This window comes from Butyrivibrio sp. AC2005, from assembly GCF_000424145.1.
Classification (GTDB): Bacteria; Bacillota; Clostridia; order Lachnospirales; family Lachnospiraceae; genus Butyrivibrio.
In genome coordinates, this window is the sequence record NZ_KE384137.1 from 155,838 (window position 1) to 167,295 (window position 11,458).

Sequence of the window (11,458 nt, forward strand, 5' to 3'; positions counted from 1 at the left end):
GGGGAGAGTTATATGGGAGATTCAAATTTTAATTCCGTTGTAGATTCTCTTATGGGCGGTATGAATAAGATTATGGGCGCTAAAACTGTAGTCGGAGAAGCTACCAAGGTTGGCGATACTATAATTGTTCCGCTTGTGGACGTGTCTTTTGGTGTAGGCGCAGGAGCAAGCGATGCCGACAAGAAGAATTCAGGAGCCGGGGGCTTTGCGGCAAAAATGTCGCCAAGTGCAGTCCTGGTTATTAAGAACGGTCAGACTAAGCTTGTTAATATCAAGAATCAGGATGCTGTAACGAAGGTACTTGATCTTGTTCCTGATATTGCAGATCGCTTCATGAATCGCGGTAATGACATGATGGATGATGACAGCGCTGTAGATATTGCTTTTCCTGAAGATGCAACCTGAGTTAAGAATTGCGGCAAAAGGGGGTTCCGTATGGAAAAGTTTATAAGTGAGGAAAGAATCGACAAAGCAACCGAGGAAGAGCTCTTTGAGATGAGACTCTGGATTTATAAGGAGAGCCAGAGACTTGAACAGGAGCAGAAGGCTGTTGATAATAAGGTTGCTGAAATAGAAGCGAAATTGAAAAAGTTTCGAGAGAAATTTCAGTTTGAGAGAAGTCAGTTTGAACATGACAAACAGAAATTCAAGGACGATCAGGCTTTGTTCGATCAGCAGATCGAGATCCTGAAAGAGGGATTTGATAAATTAAATGCTGATAAGAAGAAAATTGATCGTGAATGGAAGAAGCTTGAACAGGAAAAGGGGTATCTTCGTGAGGACGAATACAGTCAGGCTGAATTTTTCTTTCAGGGAGTCAATTCACTTTTGGCTCTTAAAAAAAGATACAGAGATTTGATGAAAATATATCATCCGGATAATATGTGTGGCGATCACAGAGTTTGCGATATGATAAATGAGGAATACAATATACTCCTCAGACAGTTTGATTCATATATGAAAGCCTGATCTTATAGAAAAATTACGGGTTAAATATTTTATACTTGCATTTAGTTAATATTTCTGTTATGATATCTCGTGTTGCGAATATTTATTAAAAACAAGTATATATTCGTTTGATGTATTTGATTAAAATATGGCTTATAAGGAGGTGTCAAAGTGGCTAAGTGTGAAGTATGCGGCAAGAGCGTTCATTTCGGTAACAACGTAAGCCATTCCCATAGAAAGAGCAATAGAATCTGGAATGCTAACGTACATAAGGTTGCTGTTAAGGTTAACGGCGGTACAAAGAGAATGAACGTTTGCACAAGCTGTCTCAGATCTAAAAAGGTTGAGCGTGCTTAATTCATTAAGATTTGTTTATTAAAGGATTCACAAGCTTGTGAATCCTTTTTTACTTCTATTTTCTGCACAATTAGTTTATAATCTGATATATGCAATTTTAATGGAGGTGTAGTATGAAGTCTACTTCAATGAATACCCATATGGGCAGTATCGCTATTGATAATGAAGTAATTGCTCAGTATGCAGGAGCAGTAGCCAATGAATGCTTTGGTATTGTTGGCATGGCTAATGTTAATGTGGCTGAGGGACTTGTAAGTCTTTTAAAGAAGGACAACATCAAAAGAGGAATTAATGTTACAGTTGGTCCTAATAGAAAGCTCACTCTGGATTTTCATGTAATTATCGCATATGGTGTGAGTATTTCAGCTGTGACCGACAATCTCATAGATAACGTTAAGTACAAGGTTGAGGAATTCACCGGCCTTGAAATAGAGAAGATAAATATCTTCGTTGAAGGCGTTCGCGTCATCGACTAAGGTTCAAGGAGGATAAGAATTTTGAGTAACACAATCAAAGCGTCTGATGTTAAGAAAATGTTCCTTGCAGGCGCCAGTAATTTGAATGCTAAAAAAGAATGGATCAACGAACTTAATGTATTTCCAGTTCCTGATGGGGATACCGGAACTAATATGACTATGACGATCATGTCTGCAGCTAAGGATGTAAAGACACTTTCTGATGATGTAGATATGGGTACACTTTGTAAGAGCATTTATTCAGGTGCTATGAGAGGTGCCAGAGGTAACTCCGGTGTTATTCTTTCTCAGCTTCTCAGAGGCTTTACAAAGGGTGTACGTGACCATGATGAACTGGACGCAACAATAATTGCTGATTCTTTTGATAAAGCGGTTGAGACAGCTTATAAGGCAGTTATGAAGCCTAAGGAAGGGACTATTCTCACCGTTGCCAAAGGTGTTGCTGAGAGAGCAATGGAATTATCAAAGGAAGGCGCTGATGAACTTGAACCTTTCTTTGATGAAGTTATTAAATATGGTGATGAGGTTCTTGCCAAGACTCCTGAAATGCTTCCTGTTTTAAAGCAGGCAGGTGTTGTTGATTCTGGCGGACAGGGCCTTATGCAGGTGCTTAAGGGCGCGTTTGATGCCTTTTGCGGTAAGGAAATAGATTATTCTATTGATGAAGCAGCTGCAGCTCCTGTACAGAGCAAGGTAAAAGCTGAAGCTGAAGTCGATATTAAGTTTGGTTATTGTACAGAGTTTATTGTTCTGCTTAATAAACCGCTTAATGTTAAGCAGGAGATTGATTTTAAGGCTTTCCTTGAATCAATCGGTGATAGTATTGTAATGGTTGCAGACGATGAAATCTGTAAAGTACACGTTCATTCCAATGATCCCGGACTTGCTATACAGAGAGCTCTTATGTATGGTCAGCTTTCAAATATGAAGATTGATAACATGCGTATGGAGCATCGTGAGAAGCTTTTCCATGAGACACAGAATGGAACATATGCTGAGATTGATACAGAAATAAACGGTGCTGCAGAATCAACTCCCACATACAGTGCAGGTGATGATATTCCACTTAAAGAAACTGCTACAGGAGCAGATAAAAAGGAAGAGCCCAAGTTTGTAAACGTAGAGCATAAAGAGATTGGATTTGTTGCTGTTTGTGCAGGTGATGGTCTTGCTGAAATTTTCAGAGGACTTGGTGTTGATTATGTAATTGAAGGCGGACAGACGATGAACCCCAGCACTGAGGACATTCTTGAGGCTGCTGAGAAGGTAGACGCAGACACTGTTTTCGCTCTTCCGAATAATAAGAATATTATCCTTGCTGCTAATCAGGCAAAGATAATGATGGAAGATAAGGGCGAAAATAAGGAGATTATTGTTATTCCCACAAAGACTGTTCCCCAGGGAATTACTGCTGCAATCAATTTCATGCCGGGTGTTTCCGCTGAAGAAAATGCAGAGGGAATGAATGAGGCTATTTCTACTGTAAAAACCGGTGAAGTTACATATGCTGTTCGAGATACTATGATTGATAATGTTACTATAAAACAGGGCGATTACATGGGAATAGGTGACAGTGGTATTCTTGGTGTTGGCGGTGACATTGCAGAAGTAACAGAAATGATGATAGATAAGATAACAGATGATTCTACTGAGCTTATCAGTTTGTATTTTGGCTCTGATATTAAACAGGAAGAGGCTGATGCTCTTAGCGAGAGTGTTAGCGCAAAGTATCCTAACTGTGACGTGGAAGTTCAGTATGGCGGTCAGCCGATTTATTATTACATTGTGAGTGCGGAGTAAGATGGCAACTGGAAAAAATCCATCATTAATTGAACATGTATCTTCTTTAAAGGGCGTTGGCGATAAAAGCAGCGCCCTTTTTGAAAAGTGTGGAATAAAGACTGTTCAGGATCTTCTTTTGTATTTTCCAAGGGATTATGACATATGTAAGGAGATAAAAAATGTATCCGAGCTTTTACCCGGTGAAATAAGTGCTGTCAGAGTTACGCCGGTCGGAAATATTGCTGTAAAAAAAGTAAGAAACTTAAGCATTCTTACTTTTAAGGCTGGAGATGCTACGGGAGAATTACAGATTACATATTTTAATATGCCTTTTATGAGGAATAATATTAAGCCGGGAAATTATTATGTATTCAGAGGACCTGTACAGCGCAAGGACCGCGGTTTTGTAATCGAACAGCCTAAGATGTATAAAACTGAAGATTACATTGAAATAATGGGTTCCATGCAGCCCAAATATCCTCTTGTGAAAGGTCTTTCCAATCAGCTGATTATTAAGGTCATGAAGCAGGCTATTCCCAGTACTCCTTATCTGGAAGAGATGCTTCCGACTTATATAAAAAATAAGATGGGTCTAATGAACTATTCCGAGGCTGTACGAAAAATCCATTTTCCTCTTGATATGGATGCATTTACCGAAGCAAGAAAAAGAATTGCATTTAATGAGATTCTGCAGTTTATTTTAAAACTCCGTTTTCTTAAACGTGAAGAGGATATTTCAGTAAATGATTATATTTATGAAACCTCAGATTATTCGGATGCTTTAATTGACAAGCTTCCCTATAAGTTAACCGGAAAGCAGATGATGATATGGGATGAGATAAAGCAGGATTTGATGGGGGACCACGTTATGAACAGACTAATTCAGGGTGATGTGGGCTCGGGAAAAACAATTCTTGCGTTTCTTGCACTTTTATTTACGGCTGAAAACGGATATCAGGGAGCTATAATGGCACCAACGGAAGTTCTCGCAAGACAGCACTATGAAGCTTTCTCTGATATGGCAGAAACATACGGACTTCCGCTTACTCCGGTACTTCTTGTAGGTTCTCTGACTGCGAAGGAAAAACGGATATCACAGGAAAAAATCGAAAACGGTGAATTTAATTGTATTGTAGGTACCAACGCTCTTATTCAGGAAAAAGTAAACTATAACAAGTTATCGCTTGTTATTACTGATGAGCAGCACAGATTTGGTGTAAAGCAAAGAGAAACATTGTCTGAAAAAGGGCATAATACACATATTCTTGCTATGAGTGCCACACCTATACCAAGAACCCTGGCCATAATTCTATATGGAGATCTTCATATTTCTGTTTTGGATGAGATGCCCTCCGGCAGAATTCCTATAAAGAACTGCGTAGTTGGAACGGAATACAGAGCTACAGCTTATAAGTTCATTGCTGATCAGGTTGGTAAAGGACATCAGGCCTACATTATTTGCCCCATGATTGAAGAAGGGGAAAGTGACGGCCTTGAAAATGTAATGGATTATACGGAAAAGCTCAAAGGAATACTGCCTTCAAATATTTTGATCGGTACATTGCACGGTAAGATGAAACCGGCTGAAAAAGAAAAAATCATGGAAGAGTTTGCAGCCGGTAATATTGATGTTCTTGTGTCTACTACAGTTATTGAGGTCGGGATAAATGTTCCCAATGCAACGGTAATGATGATTGAAAATTCTGAGCGTTTCGGACTCGCGCAGCTCCATCAGCTAAGAGGAAGGGTTGGAAGAGGAAATGCACAGTCCTATTGCATTTTCATAAATACCTCCGGACGAGAGGAGGCAAAAGAAAGACTTGAAATAATGAATCATTCCAATGATGGTTTTAAAATTGCCGAGGAAGATTTAAAACAACGTGGCCCGGGAGATTTATTCGGCATAAGACAAAGCGGGGAAATGTCCTTTCATGTTGCGGATATATATCAGGATGCCGCACTTATAAGGGAGGCTGCAAGCCTTGCAGATAGTCTGCTTTCTGAGGATCCTGACCTTGTTATGGAAGAAAATGCGCCTCTTAAAGAGTGGCTTTCCTCAAATTCATTTGACTTTACGGCTCTATAAAAGTAAAATTTAGTAGAGTATGTGTTCGACTAATACAATATATAGTGTACTTATGTGGAGGAAAACATGTCAAAAGTAGCAATCATAACTGATACAAACAGCGGAATTATGCCTGCTGATGGCGAAGCACTCGGTATCAAAGTAATACCTACGCCATTTATGATTGATGGAGTTGAATATTTAGAAGGCATTAATCTTACTCAGGAAGATTTCTTTAAAAAGCTTGCTGACGGAGCTGATGTTTCAACAAGTCAGCCCAGTCCTGGATCACTTTTGGAGCTGTGGGATGAAATGCTTAAGGATTATGATGAAATAGTATATATACCACTTAGCAGCGGACTTTCAAGTTCATGCCAGACTGCGACAATGCTTGCGGCTGATGATTATGAAAACAAAGTATTTGTTGTAAATAATCAGCGTATTTCCGTTACTATGAGGCAGTCCGTGCTTGATGCTATAGAAATGCGTGATAAGGGCATGAGCGGAAAAGAAATAAAGGATAAGCTTGAAGAAGTTAAGTTTGAATCAAGTATTTATATTATGCTTGATACACTTTATTACCTTAAGAAGGGTGGAAGAATTACACCTGCAGCTGCAGCTCTCGGAACACTTTTAAAGCTTAAGCCGGTACTTCAGATACAAGGTGAAAAGCTTGATGCATTTGCTAAGGCAAGAACCGCTTCTCAGGGTAAGAGCATAATGATAAATGCAATGCTGTCTGATTTTGAAAACAGATTCGGCGGAATTGATGCTCATGATGTACACTTAAGCGGTGCTTATTCATACGACCTGGCAAAAGCGAATGAGTTTAAGAGTGAAGTAGAAGCAGCATTTCCCGGTTATGAGATGCATATGGATCCGCTTTCTCTTGTGGTTTCATGTCATATCGGTCCGGGGGCGCTTGCAATCGCAGCATCCAGGAAGGTGCATGTATAATTAGAAAAAAGTTTTAAATAAGGTTGGGGAGTTTTATGTCAACAAATAATAACTATGATGCATCCAGCATTACAGTTCTTGAGGGTCTCGAAGCAGTAAGAATGAGACCCGGTATGTATATTGGAAGTGTTTCAACAAGGGGACTTAATCACCTTGTCTACGAAATTGTGGACAATGCGGTAGATGAACACCTTGCCGGGCATTGTTCTCAGATTACGGTAACACTTAATCCTGATGGTAGTGCTACTGTTGAGGATAATGGCCGTGGTATACCTGTGGGTATGCATGCAAAGGGAATTACTGCCGAGCGTGTGGTTCTTACTATGCTTCATGCGGGTGGTAAATTTGATAATGCCGCATACAAGACCAGTGGTGGTCTGCATGGTGTTGGTTCTTCTGTTGTTAATGCTCTGTCTACCTGGCTTAAGGTTCAGATCAGGACTGATGGCCAGATCTATGAAGATGCCTATGAGAGAGGTGTTCCCACAGTAGAATTAAAGGACGGGCTTCTTGAGCCTGTAGGAAAAACAAGAGAGCATGGCACTACCATATCTTTTCTTCCCGATCCTACAATATTTGAAAAGACAAGATTCAGAGAAGAGGACATCAAATCCAGATTGCATGAGACAGCATATCTGAATCCCGAACTCACAATTATTTATATTGATGACAGACCGGGTACGGAAGAATACATAGAATTCCACGAACCCGAAGGTATTACCGGATTTATTCGCGATATGAATAAGTCGAAGGAAGCAGTCACTGATGTGATTTTCTACAGCGGTGAAAGCGATGGTGTTTCGGTTGATGTAGCTTTTCAGTATGTAAATGAATTTCATGAGAATATTCTTGGTTTTTGTAACAATATATATAATGCCGAAGGTGGAACACATCTTACCGGCTTTAAAACCATGTTTACAAATATTATAAATCAATATGCAAGAGAAATAGGCGTTCTTAAAGGAAAGGACAGTAATTTCAACGGAACTGATGTAAGAAACGGTATGACTGCTGTTGTTAGCATAAAACATCCCGATCCGAGATTTGAGGGACAGACCAAAACAAAGCTTGATAATCAGGATGCAGCTAAGATTGTATCTCAGATAACAGGTGATGAGGTTACCCGTTTCTTTGACAGAAATCTTGAGGTATTAAAATCAATAATCGGATGTGCTGAGAAGGCAGCAAAGATAAGAAAGTCCGAAGAAAAGGCAAAGACAAACCTGCTGACTAAGCAGAAGTATTCATTTGATTCAAATGGCAAGCTTGCAAACTGTATCAGTAAGGATGCATCCAAGTGTGAGATATTCATTGTAGAGGGTGATTCCGCAGGTGGTAGTGCCAAGATGGCAAGAAACAGAGAGTTTCAGGCTATTCTGCCCATAAGAGGTAAAATCCTTAATGTTGAGAAGGCAAGTATAGACAAAATTCTTGCAAACGCAGAGATTAAGACAATGATCAATGCCTTTGGCTGTGGCTTTTCAGAGGGTTACGGAAATGATTTTGATATCTCAAAGCTTCGATATGACAAGATAGTTATTATGGCGGATGCCGATGTTGATGGTGCTCATATTGCAACTTTGCTTCTGACATTATTCTACAGATTTATGCCTGAACTTATATTTGAAGGTCATGTATATATTGCAATGCCGCCGCTGTATAAGGCTATGCCGGGTAAAGGAAAAGAAGAGTATTTATACGATGATGCCGCTCTTGAGAAGTATCGTAAAAATCACAAGGGACCATTTACTCTTCAGAGATACAAGGGTCTTGGTGAGATGGATCCTCAACAGCTCTGGGAGACAACTCTTGATCCGGAGAACAGAATGATGAGACTTGTGGAGATTGAGGATGCCAAGATGGCGTCTCATATGACAGAGCTTCTTATGGGTAATGAAGTTCCTCCGAGAAGAGATTTTATTCACCAGCATGCTACAGATGCAGAACTGGATGTATAAGTATTTTATGTTTTATTAACTGATATTGTGAGGTTTTAGATAAAGATGGAAGAAAAACTGATCCGCTCCGAGTATTCGGAAATTATGCAAAAGTCTTATATAGACTATGCTATGAGCGTTATTGTTGCTCGTGCGCTCCCGGATATCAGGGACGGCCTTAAGCCTGTTCAGCGCAGAACTTTATACGATATGTATGAACTTGGAATAAGGTATGACAGACCTTATCGTAAGAGTGCACGTATTGTTGGGGATACCATGGGTAAATATCATCCGCATGGTGACAGTTCAATATATGATTCCCTTGTTGTCATGACACAGGATTTCAAGAAGGCTGTTCCTCTTGTAGATGGGCATGGCAATTTTGGAAATATTGAGGGGGATGGCGCCGCTGCTATGCGTTATACTGAAGCGCGTCTTGCCCATATCACTCAGGAAAATTTCCTTGCAGATCTTGATAAGGATGTGGTTGATTTTATCCCCAACTTTGATGAGACTGAGCGGGAACCTACTGTTTTACCTGTAAAAATTCCTAATTTTCTTATAAATGGTTCTGAGGGTATAGCTGTAGGTATGGCGACAAGTACGCCTCCTCATAATCTGGCTGAAGTTATTGATGCCGAGATTGCGTATATGCAGAATCCCGAGATGAATACCAAGCAGCTTATGAAGTATATAAAGGGACCTGATTTCCCTACAGGCGGAATAGTTATCAATAAGGATGAACTTCGCGCTATATATGAAACCGGACAGGGAAAGGTACGTGTTCGCGGTAAGGTTGAAGTTGAAAAGGGTAAGGCAGGACATATCAATCTTGTTATTACAGAGATTCCTTATACAATGATCGGGGCAGGTATAGGTAAATTCCTTTCGGATGTTGCTGAGCTTGCAGAAAAGAAAATAACTAACGATATTGTAGATATTTCCAATCAGTCATCAAAAGAAGGTATTCGAATTGTTATAGAGCTGAAAAAGGATACTGATGTAGAGAACTTTACTAATCTCCTTTACAAAAAGACCAAGCTTGAAGATACCTTTGGTGTTAACATGCTGGCAATCTGTGATGGAAGACCTGAGACAATGAGCCTTCAGGGAATTATGAAGGCTGTAGTTGATTTTCAGTTTGAGACAGCCAGAAGAAAGTATACAACACTTCTTCACAAGGAGCAGGACAAAAAGGAAATACAGGAAGGCCTCATCAAAGCCTGCAATGTTATTGACATAGTTATTGAAATCCTTAGAGGCTCAAAGGACAGACCCATGGCTAAGGATTGCCTGGTTAACGGTAATACTGAAGGCATAAGATTTAAGAGTGAGGCATCCCGTGCAATGGCAGCTCAGCTTCTTTTTACTGAGAGGCAGGCCGATGCCATCCTTGAAATGAGACTATATAAACTCATTGGTCTTGAGCTTGATGCACTTGTTAAAGAGCATGAAGATACTATAGCTAAAATATATCGTTACGAGGATATTCTTGAAGATCATGAGTCCATGTCTCTTGTAATACAGAATGAACTCAGTGATATCAGAAAGAAATATTCTGTAAAAAGAAGAACAGTTATAGATAATCTTGAAGATGCTGTCTATGAAGAGAAGCCTGTTGAAGAAATAGATGTTGCCTTTATAATGGATCGTTTTGGCTATGCCAAGACAATTGATGTTACAACCTATGAAAAGAATCTGGAAACTATTAAAACGGATTTCAGATATTCATTCATTATGAAAAATACAGGTAAAGTCTGCATATTTACAGCAAAGGGCAATCTTCACACAATCAAGGCAATGGATCTTCCTGCAGGAAGAATGCGTGATAAAGGTGTGCCAATTGACAATGTGAGTGATTTTGACACAACAAGTGATCAGATTGTCTACGTTGCAAGTCAGAGTAGCCTTAATCTTTACAGAATTATGTTTGTAACAAAACAGGCTAATACAAAGATTGTTGACGGTGGTGAGTTTGACGTTTCCAGAAGAACTGTAGCTGCAACAAAACTGGCAGACGGAGATGAGGTTGTAAGTGTACACGAGGTCCACGAGATAAGTACTGTTGTGTTCCAGTCTGAAGCAGGATTTTTCCTTAGATTTAATGTGACTGAAATACCTGAAAAGAAAAAGAGCGCGGTAGGTGTGCGTGGTATGCGCCTTGGTTCAAAGGATTTTGTAAGAGACGTATATTACCTTGGCGAAGCCGATACACAGACTATTGAGCACAATGGTAAAGGTTTACAGCTTGATCACCTGAAAATTACCAGCAGGGATACAAAGGGAACCAAAGTTCGTTTATAACATGAATTGGAGTAAATTATATTATGAGAGTAATTGCCGGTGAAGCAAGAAGGCTAAAACTTGTTACTCCTGAGGGAAATGAGACAAGACCTACTCAGGACAGAATTAAAGAGACTCTTTTTAATATGCTTCAGAATGATGTTCCGGGAGCTGTATTTGTTGATGTTTTTGCAGGCAGTGGCGGAATAGGCATAGAGGCACTTTCAAGAGGTGCTAAGAAAGCATATTTTATTGAGAATAATATTAAGGCAGTAAAATGTATAAATCAAAATCTGCAGACTACACATTTTGAGGAAAAGGCAACTGTATTAAAACAGGATGTTCTTGTTGGCCTAAAAAATGTTAAAGAAACAGAAGTTGATTTGATCTTTGCGGATCCTCCTTATGATTCAGGACTATATGAAAGAACCTTTGCGCTTTTAAGCAAAATGCCTTATGTGACAGAATATACAATGCTAATAGCTGAATGTAGTCTTGATATGGATTTATCGGTCTTTGAAGATAATGGTTTTGAAATAATAAAGGAAAAAAGATACAAGACTAATCAGCATGTATTTATGAAGAAAAGTATTTAACTAAAGAATATTATATATAAAACGTGCTTGATTATAGATTTTTTCTGTGAGAGGGGA

Annotated in this window: 10 protein-coding genes; all 10 read left to right on the forward strand. The window is 39.4% G+C overall.

Annotated features, from left to right (window positions below; all coding sequences use genetic code 11):
* The first annotated feature begins 12 nt into the window (after positions 1 to 12).
* The 10 genes from G602_RS0117690 to rsmD all read left to right on the forward strand — a co-directional run bounded on the left by G602_RS0117690 (position 13) and on the right by rsmD (position 11,401).
* The gene (locus G602_RS0117690; protein WP_026660142.1) at positions 13 to 405 is read left to right on the forward strand and encodes a GerW family sporulation protein; all 393 of its coding nucleotides are present in this window, start codon (positions 13 to 15) and stop codon (positions 403 to 405) included.
* A gap of 30 nt (positions 406 to 435) precedes the next feature.
* Positions 436 to 969 (forward strand): hypothetical protein, encoded by a 534-nt coding sequence (locus G602_RS0117695; protein WP_026660143.1) that lies wholly within the window; start codon positions 436 to 438, stop codon positions 967 to 969.
* A gap of 150 nt (positions 970 to 1,119) precedes the next feature.
* Positions 1,120 to 1,305, forward strand: a complete 186-nt coding sequence (gene rpmB, locus G602_RS0117700) for a 50S ribosomal protein L28 (RefSeq protein ID WP_022759940.1) — start codon at positions 1,120 to 1,122, stop codon at positions 1,303 to 1,305.
* Between the two features lie 113 nt (positions 1,306 to 1,418).
* Positions 1,419 to 1,781, forward strand: a complete 363-nt coding sequence (locus G602_RS0117705) for an Asp23/Gls24 family envelope stress response protein (protein ID WP_026490647.1) — start codon at positions 1,419 to 1,421, stop codon at positions 1,779 to 1,781.
* Between the two features lie 18 nt (positions 1,782 to 1,799).
* Positions 1,800 to 3,581, forward strand: coding sequence for a DAK2 domain-containing protein (locus G602_RS0117710; RefSeq protein ID WP_026660144.1), 1,782 nt, complete (start codon positions 1,800 to 1,802; stop codon positions 3,579 to 3,581).
* Between the two features lies 1 nt (position 3,582).
* Entirely contained in the window at positions 3,583 to 5,649 is a 2,067-nt protein-coding gene (gene recG / locus G602_RS0117715) for an ATP-dependent DNA helicase RecG (RefSeq protein WP_044932703.1), read from the forward strand.
* 66 nt (positions 5,650 to 5,715) lie between these two features.
* Entirely contained in the window at positions 5,716 to 6,585 is an 870-nt protein-coding gene (locus G602_RS0117720; RefSeq protein ID WP_026660146.1) for a DegV family protein, read from the forward strand.
* Positions 6,586 to 6,620: 35 nt separating this feature from the next.
* Entirely contained in the window at positions 6,621 to 8,543 is a 1,923-nt protein-coding gene (locus G602_RS0117725; RefSeq protein WP_026660147.1) for a DNA gyrase/topoisomerase IV subunit B, read from the forward strand.
* Positions 8,544 to 8,588: 45 nt separating this feature from the next.
* On the forward strand, positions 8,589 to 10,826 hold the full coding sequence (locus tag G602_RS0117730; RefSeq protein WP_026660148.1) for a DNA gyrase/topoisomerase IV subunit A: 2,238 nt from the start codon (positions 8,589 to 8,591) through the stop codon (positions 10,824 to 10,826).
* Between the two features lie 23 nt (positions 10,827 to 10,849).
* Positions 10,850 to 11,401, forward strand: coding sequence for a 16S rRNA (guanine(966)-N(2))-methyltransferase RsmD (gene rsmD, locus G602_RS0117735; RefSeq protein ID WP_026660149.1), 552 nt, complete (start codon positions 10,850 to 10,852; stop codon positions 11,399 to 11,401).
* Positions 11,402 to 11,458 lie beyond the last annotated feature (57 nt).